At 62.5% G+C, this 18,575-nt stretch carries 18 protein-coding genes and 1 tRNA gene; 11 read left to right on the forward strand and 8 right to left on the reverse strand.

The features are described 5' to 3' along the window. The first annotated feature begins 112 nt into the window (after positions 1–112). Complete coding sequence (locus QEN71_RS27260; RefSeq protein ID WP_201655940.1) at positions 113–805, forward strand: RNA pyrophosphohydrolase; 693 nt, start codon at positions 113–115, stop codon at positions 803–805. 75 nt (positions 806–880) lie between these two features. Beyond that, positions 881–1,474 (forward strand): CNP1-like family protein, encoded by a 594-nt coding sequence (locus tag QEN71_RS27265; protein WP_201655944.1) that lies wholly within the window; start codon positions 881–883, stop codon positions 1,472–1,474. A gap of 83 nt (positions 1,475–1,557) precedes the next feature. On the opposite strand, the gene proB is transcribed toward QEN71_RS27265, so the two are convergent. From proB to rplU, 4 genes are all read right to left on the reverse strand, one after another. Next, positions 1,558–2,676, reverse strand: a complete 1,119-nt coding sequence (gene proB, locus QEN71_RS27270) for a glutamate 5-kinase (protein WP_201655947.1) — start codon at positions 2,674–2,676, stop codon at positions 1,558–1,560. 76 nt (positions 2,677–2,752) lie between these two features. Further along, positions 2,753–3,871 (reverse strand): Obg family GTPase CgtA, encoded by a 1,119-nt coding sequence (cgtA, locus tag QEN71_RS27275; RefSeq protein ID WP_201655950.1) that lies wholly within the window; start codon positions 3,869–3,871, stop codon positions 2,753–2,755. A gap of 233 nt (positions 3,872–4,104) precedes the next feature. After that, positions 4,105–4,365: a 50S ribosomal protein L27 gene (rpmA, locus tag QEN71_RS27280; protein ID WP_028371762.1), complete on the reverse strand. Its 261-nt coding sequence runs from the start codon at positions 4,363–4,365 to the stop codon at positions 4,105–4,107. A gap of 24 nt (positions 4,366–4,389) precedes the next feature. After that, positions 4,390–4,701: a 50S ribosomal protein L21 gene (gene rplU, locus QEN71_RS27285; protein WP_007747161.1), complete on the reverse strand. Its 312-nt coding sequence runs from the start codon at positions 4,699–4,701 to the stop codon at positions 4,390–4,392. Between the two features lie 238 nt (positions 4,702–4,939). On the opposite strand from rplU, the gene QEN71_RS27290 reads away from it, so the two are divergent. The 9 genes from QEN71_RS27290 to QEN71_RS27330 all read left to right on the forward strand — a co-directional run bounded on the left by QEN71_RS27290 (position 4,940) and on the right by QEN71_RS27330 (position 12,879). Next, complete coding sequence (locus QEN71_RS27290) at positions 4,940–5,932, forward strand: polyprenyl synthetase family protein (RefSeq protein WP_201655953.1); 993 nt, start codon at positions 4,940–4,942, stop codon at positions 5,930–5,932. Positions 5,933–5,980: 48 nt separating this feature from the next. Continuing rightward, positions 5,981–6,057, forward strand: a tRNA-Pro gene (locus tag QEN71_RS27295). A gap of 179 nt (positions 6,058–6,236) precedes the next feature. Next, positions 6,237–7,541: an HlyC/CorC family transporter gene (locus tag QEN71_RS27300; protein ID WP_201655956.1), complete on the forward strand. Its 1,305-nt coding sequence runs from the start codon at positions 6,237–6,239 to the stop codon at positions 7,539–7,541. 96 nt (positions 7,542–7,637) lie between these two features. After that, positions 7,638–8,891 (forward strand): GspE/PulE family protein, encoded by a 1,254-nt coding sequence (locus tag QEN71_RS27305; RefSeq protein WP_201655959.1) that lies wholly within the window; start codon positions 7,638–7,640, stop codon positions 8,889–8,891. After that, a complete protein-coding gene (locus tag QEN71_RS27310) occupies positions 8,888–10,108 on the forward strand; it encodes a type II secretion system F family protein (protein WP_201655963.1) in 1,221 nt (406 codons plus the stop codon). The genes QEN71_RS27305 and QEN71_RS27310 overlap by 4 nt, the downstream gene beginning before the upstream one ends. Positions 10,109–10,138: 30 nt before the next feature. Continuing rightward, a complete protein-coding gene (locus QEN71_RS27315) occupies positions 10,139–11,068 on the forward strand; it encodes a prepilin peptidase (RefSeq protein WP_201655966.1) in 930 nt (309 codons plus the stop codon). A gap of 3 nt (positions 11,069–11,071) precedes the next feature. Then, positions 11,072–11,674, forward strand: coding sequence for a dephospho-CoA kinase (gene coaE / locus QEN71_RS27320; protein ID WP_201655969.1), 603 nt, complete (start codon positions 11,072–11,074; stop codon positions 11,672–11,674). A gap of 195 nt (positions 11,675–11,869) precedes the next feature. Then, on the forward strand, positions 11,870–12,625 hold the full coding sequence (gene zapD / locus QEN71_RS27325; protein ID WP_054918789.1) for a cell division protein ZapD: 756 nt from the start codon (positions 11,870–11,872) through the stop codon (positions 12,623–12,625). 59 nt (positions 12,626–12,684) lie between these two features. Continuing rightward, positions 12,685–12,879, forward strand: a complete 195-nt coding sequence (locus QEN71_RS27330; protein WP_201655972.1) for a DNA gyrase inhibitor YacG — start codon at positions 12,685–12,687, stop codon at positions 12,877–12,879. 28 nt (positions 12,880–12,907) lie between these two features. Here QEN71_RS27330 and QEN71_RS27335 read toward each other — a convergent pair whose 3' ends face one another. The 4 genes from QEN71_RS27335 to secA form a co-directional block, all read right to left on the reverse strand. Continuing rightward, positions 12,908–13,348, reverse strand: coding sequence for an NUDIX domain-containing protein (locus QEN71_RS27335; RefSeq protein ID WP_201655975.1), 441 nt, complete (start codon positions 13,346–13,348; stop codon positions 12,908–12,910). Beyond that, on the reverse strand, positions 13,345–14,214 hold the full coding sequence (locus tag QEN71_RS27340; protein ID WP_201655978.1) for an ATP-binding protein: 870 nt from the start codon (positions 14,212–14,214) through the stop codon (positions 13,345–13,347). Before QEN71_RS27340 ends, QEN71_RS27335 begins: the two co-directional genes overlap by 4 nt. A gap of 39 nt (positions 14,215–14,253) precedes the next feature. Next, complete coding sequence (gene argJ, locus QEN71_RS27345; RefSeq protein WP_201655981.1) at positions 14,254–15,495, reverse strand: bifunctional glutamate N-acetyltransferase/amino-acid acetyltransferase ArgJ; 1,242 nt, start codon at positions 15,493–15,495, stop codon at positions 14,254–14,256. Positions 15,496–15,644: 149 nt separating this feature from the next. Beyond that, on the reverse strand, positions 15,645–18,455 hold the full coding sequence (gene secA, locus QEN71_RS27350; protein ID WP_201655984.1) for a preprotein translocase subunit SecA: 2,811 nt from the start codon (positions 18,453–18,455) through the stop codon (positions 15,645–15,647). Positions 18,456–18,575: the final 120 nt, after the last annotated feature.

The raw sequence follows: 18,575 nt of genomic DNA on the forward strand, positions 1-18,575 counted from the left end.
ACGACGAATGCGGGTTGTTACGGACAATCGCGCCAATCTGGTGCGAGGCGGTGCGTCAGACCCGTTATCTGTTTATAATCAAAGCAATTTTAAAGGATTCGAAGGTGGTTGTATGCTGGATCGTGAAGGCTTTCGCCCGAACGTCGGCATCATCCTCTTGAACGCTCACAACGAGGTGTTTTGGGGCAAGCGGCTCCGTGAACATTCCTGGCAGTTTCCGCAAGGGGGCATCAAATACGGTGAGACCCCCGTGCAGGCGATGTATCGGGAGTTGCACGAAGAAACCGGCCTGCTTCCGGAGCACGTCAAGGTTATCGGTCGCACGCGCGACTGGTTGCGTTACGAGGTGCCTGACAAGTTCATCAAGCGTGAGGTCCGCGGCCATTACCGCGGCCAGAAGCAGATCTGGTTCTTGCTCCGGATGGTCGGACGCGATTGCGACATATGTCTGCGCGCAACCGACCACCCTGAGTTCGATGCCTGGCGCTGGAACGAGTACTGGGTGCCGCTCGACTGTGTGATCGAGTTCAAGCGGGATGTGTATCAGCTGGCGTTAACGGAATTGTCCCGTTTCCTGCGGCGGCCTGCGCCGCGTACGGAACGGCCCGGTGGACATCATCACGGGCAGCGCTATCCTCGGATGGCGTCGTCGGTGAATGCGCCGCCCGGGGCGTCGATGGTCTCCGCAACGGTGACGACCGTCACCACGACAATTGCGGTCGAGACTACGCTGCGTGCGACAATCGAGTCGGACTGTTCGTCGACGGAAGACCCAGCCGTTCAGGCACCGGGGCTGCGCGACTGACGCAAAGCGGCTGTCCACGCCGCATCTGCCGGTGCGGCGTGAGACACGCTGCGCCGGCGTTTCGAGGAAATCACATTGAAAGTATCTGCTTTCGCCGTGGCGTGCGTCGCCGCGGGCGTTCTGCTGGCTGGCTGTTCGAGCACCAAGAATCCGACCAATACGTCCGATTCGTCCGCGTCCGACGGACCCAGGAGCGACTTTCAGTATCTGTTCGACCGGCCGTCGACGTGGACCGAAAAGAAAGTCGATACGCTCCCGGCCATGCCTCAGCCGGCCAATCTGCTGCCGTTCTCGGTGTCGCAGAACACGCCGCTTCAATTCGCTGTCGATGCGAAGTCGCTGACCGTCGACAACGACGGCGTGATTCGCTACACGGTGGTGATCACGAGCCCGAGCGGCGCGCGTAACGTGAACTACGAAGGCATTCGCTGCGAAGACTATTCGTGGAAGCTGTATGCAGGCCTCAACGCTGACCACGACGGCTGGGACCGCACCGTCGAAAACGAGTGGACGCGCATCGAGAACGGCGATCTGAACGCGTATCACGCGGCGCTCTATCAGGATTACTTCTGCACGAGCAAGCTGCCCGTCGGCAAGGCGGATGTGATCGTGAACAATATCAAGTACAAGCGCGCGAACAGCACGCTGATTCGCGGCGGCGGCGGCTAAACCGAAGCGTCGTGCGCTGCTGGCGCAAAAAAAAGCCGTCCCATCTTCCGATGGGACGGCTTTTTGATTTTTGGAAGTCGTCTTTAGACGAGCACCAGGTTGTCCCGGTGGATCAGCTCAGGCTCGAGCATGTAACCCAATACGGATTCAATCTCGCCGCTCGGACGACGCTGGATCAGCTTCGTCTCCGCGCTGCTGTAGTTCGTCAGTCCACGCGCGACCTCTCGCCCAGACGCGTTTAGACACGCGATCACCTCGCCGCGCGCAAACGCACCCTGCACGCCGACTACGCCGATCGGCAGCAAGCTCTTGCCGCCTTCCGTGAGCTTTTCGACGGCGCCGTCGTCGATTACCACGTGCCCGCGCACCTGGAGGTGATCCGCCATCCACTGCTTGCGCGCGGCCATCCGTGCCGTGCGCGCGATCAATTGCGTACCGATCGCCTCGCCCGATGCCAGCCGCGCCAGCACGTCCGCCTCCCGGCCACTTGCGATCACCGTATTCGCACCGCTGTGGGCCGCGCGCTTCGCCGCGAGAATCTTCGTCAGCATGCCGCCACGGCCGATGCTCGACCCTGCGCCGCCCGCCATCGCTTCGAGTTCCGGCGTGCCGGCATCGGCCTGCTGGACGAGCGTTGCGGAGGGATCTTTGCGCGGATCGGCGGTGAAGAGACCTTGCTGGTCGGTGAGAATGATCAGTGCATCGCCTTCGATCAGATTCGCGACCAGCGCGCCCAGCGTGTCGTTGTCGCCGAACTTGATTTCGTCGGTGACGACAGTGTCGTTCTCGTTGATGATCGGCACCACACCGAGACGCAGCAGCGTCAGCAGCGTTGACCGCGCGTTCAGATAGCGTTCGCGATCGGCAAGATCGGCGTGTGTCAGCAGAATCTGCGCGGTCCGGATGGAGTGCTCGGCGAAACGGCTCTCGTAGACTTGCGCGAGTCCCATCTGCCCAACGGCGGCCGCCGCCTGCAACTCGTCGATTTCACGCGGGCGCTTTGTCCAGCCAAGACGCTGCATGCCTTCGGCAATGGCGCCCGAACTGACGAGCACGACTTCCTTGCCCTGCTCGCGCAGCGCGGCAATCTGCGCGGCCCAGCGGCCGATTGCTGTGTGATCGAGTCCGCGCCCGTCGTTCGTGACGAGGCTGGACCCGACTTTCACGACCAATCGCTTCGAATCTGCGATAACGGAACGCATTCTGCGCGGTCTCCAAGATGATTCGTAAGACCGGCGCATGCTGGGAGTGCGCCGGCATCCAGATTACGGCTCCTGCTTACTCCTGCGGCCCAACGGGCGCGTTCGCGTCACCGCTGCCTTGCTGCTGCTCGCGGAAACGCACGTCAGCGGCGAGATCTTCCGCTTCCGCCGCGCGCTGCGCATCCGAATGCTCCGCGAGGTAGTCGTACACCGCGTAGCAGAGGTTTTCGCAGCCCTGACCCGTGAGCGCCGAAATTTCGAAGACCGGGCCGTCCCATTCGAAGTCCTTCAGGAACGCGGCCACGCGCGCCTCGCGCTCGTCTTCGGGGACCATGTCCAGCTTGTTCAGCACCAACCAGCGTGGCTTGTTGTACAACAGCTCGTCGTATTTGCGCAGTTCGTTGACGATTGCTTTCGCTTCCGCGACGGGATCGACGGACTCGTCGAACGGCGCGAGATCGACGATATGCAGCAACAGGCCCGTGCGCTGCAAGTGGCGCAGGAACTGGTGACCGAGGCCCGCGCCTTCCGCCGCACCTTCGATCAGCCCGGGAATGTCGGCGATCACGAAGCTGCGGCTCGGCCCGACGCGCACCACGCCTAGATTCGGCGCGAGCGTCGTGAACGGATAATCGGCGATCTTCGGCTTCGCATTCGACACCGACGAAATGAACGTCGACTTTCCCGCGTTCGGCATGCCGAGCAAACCGACATCCGCGAGCACTTTCAGCTCGAGGCGCACCATGCGGCGCTCACCCGGCTTGCCGTCCGTCTTCTGGCGCGGCGCGCGATTCGTACTGGATTTGAAGTGCAGATTGCCGAGGCCGCCCGCGCCGCCCTGCGCGATGCGCACCGTCTGATTGTGCTCGGTAAGGTCAGCGATCAGCTCGCCCGTGTCCATGTCCGTGATGATCGTACCGACGGGCATGCGCAGCGTAATGTCATCGCCGCCCTTGCCGTAGCAGTCCGAGCCACGGCCGTTTTCGCCGTTGCGCGCCTGATGCTTTTTCGAATAGCGATAGTCGATCAGCGTGTTGATGTTGCGGTCTGCAACTGCGAAAACGCTGCCGCCGCGGCCGCCGTCGCCGCCGTCCGGACCACCGAACGGGACGAATTTCTCGCGGCGCATCGACGCGCTGCCATCTCCCCCGTCGCCGGCGATGACTTCGATCCTCGCTTCGTCAATGAACTTCATGCGTTACTCCGTCCCGTGTGTATTGCTATTCTGCCGCGCGCAGCGCGCGTGCACCATTGGCCGAACGGCCAGATTGATCTTGATTCTTGTCCAGTCGCGACAATGACCGCCGCGACGATGCGGGCTTGGCGAATACATCGCCGTGAAACTCGCAAACCCAAACCCGCAAACAAAAAGGCCCCGCAAACTTCGCGGGGCCTTTTTCCGGTCCTGAAGCCCGTGCCTGATTATTCTCAGACAGCCGGGACGACGTTGACCATGTGCTTCTTGTCGGCGCCCTTCGTCGTGAACTTGACGTGGCCGTCCGTCAGCGCGAACAAGGTGTGATCCTTGCCGATACCGACGTTTTCGCCCGGGTGCATACGCGTGCCGCGTTGACGCACGATGATGCCGCCCGCCAGGATGGCCTGACCGCCGTACACTTTCACGCCGAGACGCTTCGACTCGGAGTCGCGGCCGTTCCGGGAAGAGCCGCCTGCCTTTTTGTGTGCCATGTGATTACTCCTTGCCCGATGCGCTTACGCGTTGATAGCGTCGATGCGCAGTTCGGTGTAGTTCTGGCGGTGGCCGCCATGCTTTTGGTAGTGCTTCCGGCGACGCATCTTGAAGATGGTCACTTTCTTGTGACGACCTTGGGACACGACGGTAGCCTTGACGGAAGCCCCACTGACCAGCGGCGTACCGAACTTAATCGATTCGCCTTCGCCCACTGCGAGAACCTGGTCGAGCGTGATTTCAGCGTCAATGTCTGCCGGTATCTGTTCTACTTTAAGTTTTTCGCCGACAGCAACTTTGTACTGCTTGCCGCCGGTTTTTATGACCGCGTACATTGAAAACCTCACTCTAAATTCATTTTCCCGACGCACCACGCGCGGAAACCCTCGATTATACATAGAGTTAGCTTCGCGGTCAAAAACAGTTGACAACGACCGCGCCTCACCGTCCCGCGCGCAACAAACCGGGCGAAAGAATGCGGAAACGGGCCAAAACGGCCATGAACAAATGGTGTACGGCGCGGAAATACCGCAGTTCGCCTTATAATTCGCGGCACTACCCGAATTCGCCACCATGTCGTCAACCGCCACCCCAACCCCCAACGCAGCCAATCTGCTCGCTCCGATCGCCGAAGACATGCAGCAGGTGAATCGCGTCATCCGGCACCGTCTGGCGTCCGAGGTGATGCTGATCAACCAGATCTCCGAGTACATCATCAGTGCCGGAGGCAAGCGGCTGCGGCCCGCGCTGCTTCTGCTCGTAGCAGGCGCGCTCGGCGACAGGACGGGGCATCGGCACGAGCTGGCGGCCGTCGTCGAGTTCATCCATACGGCCACGCTGCTGCACGACGACGTCGTCGACGAATCCGATCTGCGTCGCGGCCGGCAGACCGCGAATGCGCTGTTCGGCAACGCGGCCAGCGTGCTGGTCGGCGACTTCCTGTATTCGCGCTCGTTCCAGATGATGGTCGGCGTGGGCAAGATGCGCGTGATGGAGATTCTTTCGGAAGCGACCAACATCATTTCCGAAGGCGAGGTGCTGCAGCTGCTGAACATGCATGATGCCGACGTCGACGAAGCGCGTTACATGCAGGTCATCCGCTACAAGACGGCCAAGCTGTTCGAGGCGGCAGCCCAGCTGGGCGCGGTGCTGTCGGGCGTCGACGCGACCACAGAAGCCGCCGCGGCGGAATTTGGCCGCCGTATCGGCACGGCTTTCCAGATCATGGACGACTGGCTCGATTACACGGGCACGCCGGAATCGATGGGCAAGAATGCTGGCGACGATCTGCGCGAAGGCAAGCCCACGTTGCCGCTCATCTATCTGATCGAGCGCGGCACGCCGGAGCAGTCGGCGCTCGCCCGTGAGGCCATCGAGCAAGGCGGCACCGACCGTTTCGACGAAATTTTCGAGGCGATTACGCGCTCGGGCGCGCTCGATCACACGCTCGAATGCGCGAAGCACGAAGCGCAAGCGGCAGCGGCAGCAATTTCTTCGTTTCCCGGTTCCATTTACAAAGAAAGCCTGCTAGAATTATGTTCTTACTCGACGACGAGGCAGTCTTAAACGAGACTGAATCAACGGATTAGTCCGAATCGAGTGGCAGTACCAAATCGGGGTGTAGCTTAGCCTGGTAGAGCGCTACGTTCGGGACGTAGAGGCCGGAGGTTCGAATCCTCTCACCCCGACCAGATTTTGAAAAAACCGCGCATTGCGCGGTTTTTTTTCGCCTGTCTTTCCGGAAAGCGGCCATTGCGCACCGCGAAGCGTCGAACACCCGCGCAAGATCAAGCCGTCCGTCCGCCCACTGAGGGCTCCTAGCCCCTCTGCTATATTCTCCCCATCCCTCCCCTTCTCTTATTCACGTCGCGTGGAACAACTTCCCTTATGGGCGCAAATAGGCGCCGTCGTCCTGCTTCTCATCTGCTCCAGCTTCTTTTCCATTACCGAGACAGCGATGATGGCGATCAACCGTCATCGGCTGAAACATCTCGCGACCAAGGGCGCGCTCGGCGCAAAAACGACCCAGGGCCTGCTCGCGCGCACGGATGAGCTGCTGAGCGCCGTCCTGATCGGCAATAACCTGTTCAACACGATCATCCCGGTGCTCACGACGTCGATCGCGCTGCACACGTTCGGCAGCAACAACGTCGTGCTGTCGATCGCCACGGGTATCGTTGCGTTCCTGATCATCGTGTTCGCCGAAATCACGCCGAAGATCGTCGGCGCGACGTTTCCGGAGAAGATCGCGCTGCCCGCCAGCCTGCTGATCGCGCCGCTGATGCGCGTGTCGAAGCCGCTGATCTGGTTCGTCAACCTGTTCGCGAACACGATTCTGCGCGTGCTGCACATCAACACGAAAGGCGCGCACGACCAGCGGCTGTCGACTGAGGAACTGCGTACCATCGTGCTCGAGTCCGGCAGTTTCATGCCGACCAAGCACCGCAGCATTCTGCTGAACCTGTTCGACCTCGAAAACATTACCGTCGACGACGTGATGATCCCGCGCCGCCGTATCGAAGCGCTCGACTTCGACGCGCCGTTCGAACAGATCCTGCATCAGCTCGAGACCTGCTATCACAACAAGCTGGTCGTGTATCAGGGCGATTTCGACCGTGTGCTCGGCGTGCTCCACGTGCGCAAGACGCTGTCCGCGCTGCACAACCAGGAACTGGAGCGCGAGACGCTGCGCGAACTGCTCGCCGAACCGTACTTCGTGCCAACGGGCACGCCCGTCTTCCAGCAGCTTCAATTCTTCCAGGAAAGCCGCCATCGCACCGCCCTCGTCGTCGACGAATACGGCGAACTGCAGGGGCTCGTGACGCCCGAGGACATCATCGAGGAGTTAATCGGCGAGTTCACGACGTCCGTGCCGCGTAGCGCGAGCTCGCGCGGCGGCTGGAACGAAGCCGGTGAATGCATCGTCGCGGGCAGCATGCCGCTGCGCGAACTCAACCGCTGGCTACAGCTGAAATTGCCGACGGACGGCCCGAAGACGCTGAACGGATTGATCCTGGAAATTCTCGAAGAAATTCCTGAAGGCGATGTTTGCGTGAAGATCGCGGACGTCAAAATCGAGGTTATGCGCAGCGACGATCAGGCGATCAGAACCGTCAAGATTTTTCGTCCCGGTCCGCCGCCGGGCTCCAAGATCAAACGACTCGTCGGCCGCTGACACCCACACCTGGCCATTCGGCCGAATAGCGGCCATACACGCGGACCGGGATGATGAAGCCGTCATGTTCTACAGGCGGCCCGCAGCCGGTCTTCGATGCGCACCACTTCCCACGCCTCAACACCCGCACCCAACGTCACGGCACACAGGCCGGCGCTGCAACCCGTCGCGCCCGACGCCGATAATCCGCCCGCCGTCCGTCTGCTCGCCGACACGCTGCAGGAAGCCGCGCGCCGCAACGCATCCGACCTGCACATCGAGCCGATGGAGCACGGCTGGCGCATGCGTCTGCGTGTCGACGGCGTGCTGCACGAACTGGCGCGACCACCCGCACATCTGCGCGACGCGTTTATCACACGCGTGAAAGTGCTCGCGCGCATGGATATCGCCGAGCGGCGCGTGCCGCAGGACGGTCGCCTGCGACTGCCCGTGACGGCGGGACGCGTCGAAGATTACCGCGTGAATTCGCTACCGACGCTGTTCGGCGAAAAGCTCGTGCTGCGGCGGCTCGAAGCGCTGCCAGCCGATCTTTCGCTCGATTCGCTCGGACTGGCGGCCGGGCAGCGCGATATCGTCGACGGGTCGATCCGCTCGCCGCACGGGCTCGTGCTGGTCACTGGTCCGACGGGCAGCGGCAAAACGATGTCGCTGTACTGCTTCCTCCAACTGCTGAATGCCGAGTCGCGCAATCTCTGTTCGGTCGAAGATCCTGCCGAAATCCAGCTCGCGGGCATCAATCAGGTGAGCGTGCGGGAAAAGGCCGGGCTGACGTTCGCCGTCGCGTTGCGCGCGTTTCTGCGGCAGGATCCCGACGTGATCATGGTCGGTGAAATCCGCGACGAAGAGACGGCCGACGTCGCCGTCAAAGCGGCGCAAACCGGGCACCTGGTGCTTTCGACGCTGCATACGAACGACGCGCCCGCTGCCATCGCACGTCTGATCGACATCGGAGTGGAGCCGTACAACCTCGCGGCTGCGCTGCGTCTCGTCACAGCGCAGCGTCTCGTGCGGCGTCTGTGCCCGGCCTGCAAACAACACGCGTCGGAAACGCACGCCTCGTTGCGCTCGGCCGGCGCATCCGACGATCAGATCGCGCAGTGGCAGCCTTTCGTTCCGCGCGGATGCGAAGCGTGCCATGGCATCGGCTTTCGTGGACGCGTCGGTATCCATCAGGTCATGCCGATCTCGGACTCGATGCGCGAACTCATCGTTGCGCGTGCCGGCACGCATGAGATCGCGCGACGCGCGCAAGTCGAACGCGTACAGACCTTGCGCGAAGCTGCGCTGGCCCGCGCATTCGACGGCACGACGAGCCTCGCGGAAGCGTTGAGCGCAATGGAGGTTGCATGAGCGATACGGCGATCAGGGAACAGCGCTTCGAGTGGCGCGCGTTCGACACGCAAGGCATGCGACGCCGCGGAACCGTCATCGCGCCGGATATTTCGACAGCGCGCGCGACGTTGAAACAGGACGCGCTCTATGCCGTCGAATGGATCGCGCGCGGTCCGGCGCCGCAACCAACTGCGCGCGCCGCCGACGTCACGCTATTCACACGTCAGCTATCGAGTTTGCTGCGCGCGGGATTGCCGCTCGCGCCGTCGCTCGAACTGCTCGCGCAGGCGTCGAAAGACAGCACGCGCGCCAAAGGCATGCCGCGCATCGTCAATGCACTCGCCCGCGACATCACCGCAGGCGTTGGCTTCTCGTCGGCGCTCGCCCGTCATCCCGCGCAGTTCAACGCGCTGTACTGCCAGCTGGTCGAAGTAGGTGAAGCATCAGGTGCACTACCGACAGTGCTTGCGAGGCTCGCCGACGACCGCGAACGCGCCGCCGCCCAGCGCGCGAAAGTACGCGCCGCGCTGACCTATCCCGTCGCGATCCTGCTGCTCGCGCTCGCGATTACAACGGCGCTGCTGGTTTGGGTCGTGCCGACGTTCAAGCAGATTTTCGACGGCTTCGGCGCGAAGCTGCCCGCGCCGACACAAATCGTGCTCGCGATGTCGGCTGCCGCTGGACGCTGGAGCGTGCCGCTCGCATCGATCGCCTGCGCGCTCGTATTCGCGATGCGTCACGTGTTGCGTCGCTCGGAAGTGGCTCGTTTGCACTTCGCGCGGACGGCGCTGCGGCTGCCGTTCGCCGGTCCGCTGCTCGCCACGCTATGCGCCGCGCGCTGGAGCCGTGCGCTCGGCACGTTGCTGTCCGCGGGCACGCCGCTCGCCGATGCATTCGATTCGCTCACGCACGCAACGGGCAATGCCTGGTTCGATCGCGCGACGGTGTCGATCTCGGCAGAGCTTCGACGCGGCGTGCGTCTCGCGCCAGCGATGCGGGACGCGCGATGCTTTCCCGAAGAGATCGTGCAACCCGTCGCCGTCGCCGAAGAATCCGGCACGCTGGACACGATGCTGCTCGACGTGGCGTCGCTGAGCGATCGTCAGGTAGACGAAAAGATCTCGGGCCTTGCGAGCCTGTGCGAACCGCTCGTGATCGTCGTACTCGGCGGGCTGGTCGGCGGTCTCGTCGTCGCGATGTATCTTCCCATCATCCAACTCGGCAACGTGGTGTAGTAGCATCGCAGCCAAATCACACAATCGATCATGCCGATCCCGCTCACGTCCTTATCAGAATCGTCCTTCAGCGGCCCGCTCGCCCGTTTCGCGGACAGCCTCGGTGCGGCCTTCGGCATGTTGCCGGCCGGCGCGCAGATCGCGTTCGTCATCGTCTTCGGTCTCGTGATCGGCAGCTTTCTGAATGTCGTCGTGCACCGCCTGCCGATCATGCTCGAACGCGCATGGCGCACTGAAGTCAGCGAAGCGACAGGCCAGGCGTTCGACGAAGACGGCCTGCCCGAACGCTACAACCTGTGGTTGCCTCGCAGTGCCTGTCCTCATTGCGGCCACGTGCTGCGCGCCTGGGAGAACATTCCCGTATTCAGCTATCTGGTGTTGCGCGGCCGTTGTTCGCAATGCAAGTCACGCGTGAGCTTCCGCTATCCGCTGATCGAATTGTCGAGCGCGGCGCTGGCACTGGGCGCGCTCGTGACGTTCGGCGCGACGGGCACGGCGCTCGCTGCATTCGGCTTGTGCGCGACGCTGCTCGCGATGAGCGCGATCGATATCGACACGCATCTGTTGCCCGATTCGATGACCTTGCCGTTGCTGTGGGCCGGCCTCATCGTCAATTTCAATGCCGTATTCGCGAGCCTTCACGATGCCGTGATCGGCGCGATCGCCGGATATCTCGCGCTGTGGTGCGTGCACTGGCTGTTCAAGATCGTGCGCGGCATCGAAGGCATGGGTTATGGCGATTTCAAATTGCTGGCCGCGCTCGGTGCGTGGCTAGGCTGGGCGGCGCTGCCGCAGATCATTCTGATTGCTGCCGTGACAGGCGCTGTCGTAGGTCTCGTCGCAACGTGGATCGGACGCATGCGGTTCGAAGAGCCGCTGCCGTTCGGTCCGTTTCTCGCGGCGGGCGGCGCCGTGACGCTGTTTGCCGGCACGCCGCTCTACATGGCTTTGGGAGGCTGACGCATGTTTGCTGTGGGATTGACGGGCGGCATCGGTAGCGGCAAATCCACTGTCGCCGATCTGTTCGCGAAGCGCGGCGTGACGCTCGTCGATACCGACGTGATCGCGCACCGCGTCACCGCGCCAAATGGTCTCGCGATGCCCGCCATCGCTGCGGAGTTCGGCTCATCGTTTGTCGCCGAAAACGGCTCGCTCGATCGCGCCCGCATGCGTGCGCTCGTCTTCAGCGACGAGAACGCGCGCAAGCGGCTCGAAGCGATCACGCATCCGCTGATTCGCGCGGAGACGGAGCGGCAGCGTCAACAGGCGGCAGGCCCTTACGTGATTGTCGTGGTGCCACTGCTCGTCGAGTCGGGTAGCTGGAAAACACGTGTGAACCGCGTGCTTACCGTCGATTGCAGCGTCGAGACGCAGATCGAACGCGTGATGCAGCGTAACGCGTTCACGCGCGAACAGGTGCTCGCGATCATCGCGCGCCAGGCCACGCGCGAAGCGCGCCTCGCAGCTGCCGACGACGTCATCGTCAACGACGCCCGTTCGCTCGAACAACTCGACGTTGATGTCGATCAGTTGCATCGCACGTATGTTTCGCTCGCTGGCGCATAGTCCGTGAGCGATTCTGTTCGGGGTCTGTAATGTGGGCGCATGTTGTCGGGAACGGCGCCTGGACGCAACGAATGCGCGCAAACCAGCGCAAAAATTGACAGAAGCTCGCCTAAAAAGTGTGTGATTGCGAGGGTAGTCTCACGGCATTAGAATGTCCTGCAATTCCGTCACCGACCACGCCCGAGGCGAGCCCGCTTGATCCTTTACGAGTATCCCTTCAATGAGCGAATCCGGACGCTGCTGCGCCTCGAAGATCTGTTCGAGCGCTTCACGTTCTTTCTGACTCAGGAAGATGCCAGGGAACATCACGTCGCGCTGACTACGCTGTTCGAAATTTCCGAAGTCGCGGGTCGCGCGGATCTGAAGTCCGATCTGATGAAGGAACTGGAGCGGCAGCGTCAAACGCTCGCTCCGTTTCGTGGCAATCCGGGCATCGAGCAGAATGCGCTCGAAGCTGTGCTCGGCGAAATCGAACAGACGCTCGCCGGGCTCACGCAAATGCAGGGCAAGACTGGCCAGCATCTTGCGGACAACGAGTGGCTCGCCAGCATCCGCAGCCGCGCGATCATTCCGGGCGGCACCTGCAAATTCGATCTTCCGTCGTACTACGCGTGGCAGCAGACGCATCCCGATCAGCGTCGCCAGGACATCGCCAAGTGGATCATGCCGCTTCTGCCGCTGCGCGATGCGGCCGCGATTGTGCTGCGGCTCGCGCGTGAATCGGGGCAGGCTTCGAAGGTGATGGCAATGCAGGGCAGCTACCAGCAGATGCTGTCGGGTCGCACGTATCAGCTGATGCAGGTGCGCGTGGCACCGGAATTGCGCGTCATCCCCGAAGCGAGCGCCAACAAGTACATGCTGTGGGTACGCTTCACGGTGCAGGACGGCGATCTGCGTCCGCGTGCCGTCGATGTCGACGTGCCGTTCCAGTTGACGCTGTGCAGTCTTTAATCTGACGCAAACAACCTCACATACGTGGCGTTATTGTTTGCGATTGAACGTCTGATCGAATGGTTACTGTAGTCAAATGCCCGAGCTGCGGAAAGGATGTCCGCTGGACTCCCGAGAACCGCTTCCGTCCGTTCTGTTCCGAGCGCTGCAAACAGATCGATCTCGGCGCGTGGGCTGCCGAAAAGTACAAGATTGGCGGCACCGATGAAGAACCGCCAACCGACGACGCATCCGGCGAACAGCGCTCGCATTGAACCGCGAGCGCGTCAGCACGCCGTCATTTCACTCCGCCGCCAGCCACTCCAGCACGGGAATCGTCGCGGGCAATAACGGCGACACCTGAGCAGGCAGCGTCTGCCACGCGAACGCCTGACCCTCGCGTCCGTGCGGCTCGCCGTCCCACGCGGTCACCTTGCAGAAATAGAGCCGCACGTATGCGTGCGGATAATCGTGCTCGAGCACGTGCCAGCGATGGCTCGACTGCACGTCGATACCAAGCTCTTCGTGCAGCTCACGTGCGAGCGCCGCCTCAACCGTTTCGCCCGGCTCCAGCTTGCCGCCCGGAAATTCCCAATAGCCTTCGTACGGCTTTCCGGCGGGCCGTTGCGCGAGCAGGTAGCGGCCGTCCGGTTGAACGAGCACGCCGACGGCCACTTCCGTGACCGGTCGGCCCGCTTCGTTCACCTCGCCCGCTTTCGCGCTGTTTTGCGACGCGTCGCTCATGCTTGCGCCCGCTTGCCTGACCAGTCGCGCGCGAATTGCCACGCGACACGCCCCGAACGCGAACCGCGCTCCAACGCCCAGATCAACGCGTCGCCACGCGCCGCTTCGACATCGGCGTCATTGCAGCCGAAGTGATGCAGCCAGTGCCCGACGATCGACAGATAGTCGTCCTGTTTGAACGGATAGAAGCTGACCCACAGGCCGAAACGCTCGGACAGCGAAATCTTCTCTTCGACTACTTCGCCCGGATGGATCTCGCCGTCGGACGTGTGCTTGTACGTCTCGTTGTCGCTCATGTACTCCGGCAAAAGGTGCCGGCGGTTCGACGTCGCGTAGATCAGCACGTTGTCGGACTGCGCGGCCACCGATCCGTCGAGCGCCACTTTCAACGCCTTGTAGCCCGACTCGCCTTCCTCGAACGAAAGGTCGTCGCAGAACACGATGAAGCGCTCGGGACGCCCCGAAATCAGATCGACGATATCGCCGAGATCGTGCAGATCGTCCTTGTCGACTTCGATCAGCCGCAGACCTTCCTTCGAGTATGCGTTGAGACAGGCCTTGATCAGCGACGACTTGCCCGTGCCGCGCGCGCCCGTCAGCAGCACGTTGTTCGCGGGCTGCTTGCTCACGAACTGCTTCGTGTTTTGCTCGATCAGGTTCTTCTGGCGATCGATGTTTTGCAGATCGTCGAGCGAAATCGTCGAGATGGCGGGCACCGGCTGCAGATAGCCGCGCCCCTGACGCTTGCGCCAGCGGAATGCAACGGCCGCCGACCAGTCGATCTGAGGCGCAGCAGGCGGAAGCATTGCTTCGAGCCGCACCAGGACGGCTTCGGCACGGGTCAGGAATTGTTCGAGTTTATCCATGTGGTTATCGGAACGAATCGGATACAGATCGGAAGCGGATCAGGAACGGTAATCGGCGTTGATGCTCACGTAGTCGTGCGACAGATCGCACGTCCAGATGGTCGCCTGCGCATTGCCGCGGCCGAGCACGACGCGAATCAGGATTTCGGCCTTCTTCATCACGCGCTGTCCGTCCTCTTCCTTGTAATCGGGATTGCGGCCGCCCGCCTTCGCGACGAGCACGTCGTCGAGATACAGGTCGATCTTGCCGACGTCGAGGTCGGTCACGCCCGCATAGCCGATCGCGGCCAGAATGCGGCCGAGGTTCGGGTCCGACGCGTAGAACGCCGTCTTCACGAGCGGCGAATGGCCGATCGCATACGCGATCTGGCGGCACTCGGCGACGCTCGATCCGCCTTCCACCTGCACCGTCATGAACTTCGTCGCGCCCTCGCCGTCGCGCACGATCAGCTGCGCGAGCTGCTGCGCCGTCTCCGTCACGGCGTCGCGCAGCGCGGCGTACGCGGGCGAATCCGTCGACGTGATCGCCGGCAGGCTCGACTTGCCCGACGCGATCAGGATGAACGAGTCGTTCGTCGACGTATCGCCGTCAATCGTGATGCAGTTGAACGAGCGATCGGCCACATGCTTCACCAGTTCGTCGAGCACGGGCTGCGCGACATTCGCGTCGAATGCGAGGAAGCCGAGCATCGTCGCCATGTTCGGCTTGATCATGCCGGCGCCCTTGCTGATGCCCGTCATCGTCACCGTCTGGCCATCGATCTTCACCTGACGCGACACGGCTTTCGGCAGCGTGTCGGTGGTCATGATGGCCTGCGCGGCGTCGTACCAGTGCGCGGCCTGGCGGTTCGCCAGCGCAGCGGGCAAACCGGCCTTCAGCCGGTCGATGGGTAGCGGCTCCAGAATCACGCCCGTCGAAAACGGAAGCACCTGTTCCGGCGCAATGCCTGCGAGCCGCGCGAGTTCGTCGCAGGTCTCGCGAGCGTGCTTCATGCCCGGCTCGCCCGTGCCTGCATTCGCGTTACCCGTGTTCACGACCAGCGCGCGGATGCCCTTGCCGCCCTTGCGCACGCTTTCGAGATGCTCGCGGCACACCGTCACGGGCGCGGCGCAGAAACGGTTCGACGTGAACACACCCGCCACCGTCGCGCCTTCGTCGACGGAAATGACGAGCACGTCCTTGCGATTCGGCTTGCGGATGTTCGCCTCGGCCCAGCCTAGCGTGACGCCAGCGACGGGATGGAGTTGAGCGGGATCGATCGAGGGGAAATTGACAGCCATGTTTGCGACCTGTCGAGACTGAAATGCCGGCGGGCGCCGGCATTGGGGATCAAGGTTGATGGCGCCGGATGGACCCGCGCCACCGCGAAATCACCAGCAATGCACGCTTCAAACGACGCGGCGCGCATGATGCGCGCCGCCTTCGTGTGTCACGCAATCTTGCCGTGGCACTGCTTGTACTTCTTGCCGCTGCCGCATGGGCACGGATCGTTGCGGCCGACCTTCGGCACGCTGTCACCCGACAACGGTGCTGCCGCGCTGCCGCCATGAGCCATTGCGTCGCCGATCATGGCAGCCGCTGCGTTCGCGGCAACGGGCGCCGCCGCGACAGCCGCGCCGCCTTCCGAGTAATCGGCGTGACGGAACTCGACGTTCTCCAGATGGCTGCCCTGCTCTTCCATCTGCTCGGCCGCCTGTTCCAGCTGTTCCGGCGACTGGATCTGCACGTTCATCACGATACGCGTGACTTCGAGCTTCACCGAGTCGAGCATCGCGGCGAACAGTTCGAATGCCTCGCGCTTGTATTCCTGCTTCGGATTCTTCTGCGCATAACCGCGCAGATGGATGCCCTGGCGCAGGTGATCGAGCGCGGCGAGGTGTTCGCGCCAGCTGCGATCGAGCGTCTGCAACATGACCGAGCGCTCGAATGCGCTGAACGACTCGCGGCCAACCTGCTCGACCTTGCCTTCATACGCTTCGTCGGCGGCCGCGGTCACCGCTTCGAGAATCTCGTTGGCGTCGATCTGCTGCGACTCGTTGATCATCTCCTGAATCGCGAGATCGAGCTGCCAGTCGTTGCGCAGCGCTTCTTCGAGTTCAGGCACGTCCCACTGCTCTTCGATACTGCCCGCCGGCACGAACTGACCAACAACGTCCGTAATCACGCCGTGACGCATCGCGCCGATCGTTTCGGTGATGTCGTGCGCTTCGAGCAGTTCGTTGCGCTGCTGGTAGATCACCTTGCGCTGATCGTTCGACACGTCGTCGTATTCGAGCAGCTGCTTGCGGATATCGAAGTTGCGCGCTTCAACCTTGCGCTGCGCCGATTCGATAGAACGCGTGACGATGCCCGCTTCGATCGCCTCGCCTTCCGGCATCTTCAGGCGGTCCATGATCGCGCGCACGCGGTCGCCCGCGAAAATGCGCAGCAGCGGATCTTCCAGCGACAGATAGAAACGCGACGAACCCGGATCGCCCTGACGACCCGCGCGGCCACGCAGCTGGTTGTCGATACGACGCGATTCGTGACGCTCGGTGCCGATGATGTGCAGACCGCCCGCGGCCTTCACCTGATCGTGCAGCGTCTGCCACTCGTCGTGCAGTTTCTGGATGCGGCCGGCCTTTTCGTCTTCGGGAATCGACAGATCGGCTTCGATGAATGCAGCCTGCTTTTCGGCATTGCCGCCGAGCACGATGTCGGTACCGCGGCCGGCCATGTTCGTTGCGATCGTGACGCGCTTCGGACGACCCGCCTCCGCGACGATGGCTGCTTCACGCGCGTGCTGCTTCGCGTTCAGCACTTCGTGCGGCAAACCGGCCTTGTTCAGCAGTTGCGACAGCAGTTCCGAGTTTTCGATCGACGTCGTACCGACCAGCACCGGCTGACCGCGGTCGTAGCATTCGCGGATATCGCGAATCACCGCGTTGTAGCGCTCCAGCGCCGTCTTGTAGATCTGATCCTGCTTGTCGATCCGCTTAGGCGGACGGTTGGTCGGAATCACGACCGTTTCGAGGCCGTAAATCTCGTTGAATTCGTACGCTTCGGTGTCGGCCGTACCCGTCATGCCCGACAGCTTCGCGTACATGCGGAAGTAGTTCTGGAACGTGATCGAAGCGAGCGTCTGGTTTTCGCTCTGGATCTTCACGTGTTCCTTCGCTTCGACGGCCTGGTGCAGACCATCCGACCACCGGCGGCCCGCCATCAGACGACCCGTGAATTCGTCGACGATCACCACTTCGCCGTTCTGCACGACGTAGTGCTGATCCTTGTAGAACAGCGTATGCGCGCGCAGCGCGGCGTACACGTGGTGCATCAGCGTGATGTTCTGCGGCGCGTACAGGCTTTCGCCCTCGCCGATCAGGCCCCACTCGGCGAGCAGACGCTCAGCCTTTTCGTGGCCCGATTCCGTCAGGAACACCTGGCGCGCCTTCTCGTCCAGCGTGTAGTCGCCCGGCTTCTCGACGCCCGTACCGTCCGCCTTCTCTTCGCCGATCTGGCGCTCGAGCAGCGGCGGCAGCGCGTTCATGCGCACGTAGAGTTCGGTGTGATCTTCGGCCTGGCCGGAGATGATCAGCGGGGTACGCGCTTCGTCGATCAGGATCGAGTCCACTTCGTCGACGACCGCAAAATTCAGCGCCCGTTGCACGCGCGCGTCGGTCTCGTAGACCATGTTGTCGCGCAGGTAGTCGAAGCCGAACTCGTTGTTCGTGCCGTACGTGATGTCCGCGGCGTAGGCTTCCTGCTTGAGGCCGTGATCCATCTGCGACAGGTTGATACCCACCGACAGCCCGAGGAAGTTGTACAGACGCGCCATCCATTCGGCGTCGCGCTGTGCGAGGTAGTCGTTGACCGTCACGACGTGCACGCCGCGGCCCGACAGCGAGTTCAGGTACACGGGCAGCGTCGCGACGAGCGTCTTGCCCTCGCCCGTGCGCATTTCCGCGATCTTGCCGTAGTGCAGGACCATGCCGCCGATCAGCTGCACGTCGAAGTGCCGCATCTTCAGCACGCGCTTGCTCGCCTCGCGGCATACCGCGAACGCTTCGGGCAGCAGCTTGTCGAGCGACTCGCCGCTGCTCACGCGTTGCCGGAATTCCTCGGTTTTCGCGCGCAGTTGATCATCCGTCAATTGCTCGATCTGCGGCTCGAGCGCATTGATCGCCGCGACGGTCTTTTGATATTGCTTGACGAGCCGCTGGTTGCGGCTGCCAAAAATCTTTTGTAGAAAACCGGTGGTCATCGGATCGTGGTTGCGTCGCGGTTTCGGTCGGGTTGCAAGGCCGGTTTTTTACACCTCTTCACCTTGTTGCAACCCTTGGCCGAAGAAGCCTCGGCGGCTTAGGTCCAGAGTAAATTCGAA

It is taken from the genome of Paraburkholderia sabiae, from assembly GCF_030412785.1.
In the GTDB taxonomy this organism is placed as follows: Bacteria; Pseudomonadota; Gammaproteobacteria; order Burkholderiales; family Burkholderiaceae; genus Paraburkholderia; species Paraburkholderia sabiae.

Coding starts and splice junctions, on each gene's coding strand:
- QEN71_RS27260 (WP_201655940.1), top strand. CDS start 113: ATGCTGGATCGTGAAGGCTTTCGCCCGAACGTCGGCATCATCCTCTTG.
- proB (WP_201655947.1), bottom strand. CDS start 2,676: ATGCGTTCCGTTATCGCAGATTCGAAGCGATTGGTCGTGAAAGTCGGG.
- cgtA (WP_201655950.1), bottom strand. CDS start 3,871: ATGAAGTTCATTGACGAAGCGAGGATCGAAGTCATCGCCGGCGACGGG.
- rpmA (WP_028371762.1), bottom strand. CDS start 4,365: ATGGCACACAAAAAGGCAGGCGGCTCTTCCCGGAACGGCCGCGACTCC.
- rplU (WP_007747161.1), bottom strand. CDS start 4,701: ATGTACGCGGTCATAAAAACCGGCGGCAAGCAGTACAAAGTTGCTGTC.
- QEN71_RS27290 (WP_201655953.1), top strand. CDS start 4,940: ATGTCGTCAACCGCCACCCCAACCCCCAACGCAGCCAATCTGCTCGCT.
- QEN71_RS27305 (WP_201655959.1), top strand. CDS start 7,638: ATGCGCACCACTTCCCACGCCTCAACACCCGCACCCAACGTCACGGCA.
- QEN71_RS27310 (WP_201655963.1), top strand. CDS start 8,888: ATGAGCGATACGGCGATCAGGGAACAGCGCTTCGAGTGGCGCGCGTTC.
- QEN71_RS27315 (WP_201655966.1), top strand. CDS start 10,139: ATGCCGATCCCGCTCACGTCCTTATCAGAATCGTCCTTCAGCGGCCCG.
- coaE (WP_201655969.1), top strand. CDS start 11,072: ATGTTTGCTGTGGGATTGACGGGCGGCATCGGTAGCGGCAAATCCACT.
- QEN71_RS27330 (WP_201655972.1), top strand. CDS start 12,685: ATGGTTACTGTAGTCAAATGCCCGAGCTGCGGAAAGGATGTCCGCTGG.
- QEN71_RS27335 (WP_201655975.1), bottom strand. CDS start 13,348: ATGAGCGACGCGTCGCAAAACAGCGCGAAAGCGGGCGAGGTGAACGAA.
- QEN71_RS27340 (WP_201655978.1), bottom strand. CDS start 14,214: ATGGATAAACTCGAACAATTCCTGACCCGTGCCGAAGCCGTCCTGGTG.
- argJ (WP_201655981.1), bottom strand. CDS start 15,495: ATGGCTGTCAATTTCCCCTCGATCGATCCCGCTCAACTCCATCCCGTC.
- secA (WP_201655984.1), bottom strand. CDS start 18,455: ATGACCACCGGTTTTCTACAAAAGATTTTTGGCAGCCGCAACCAGCGG.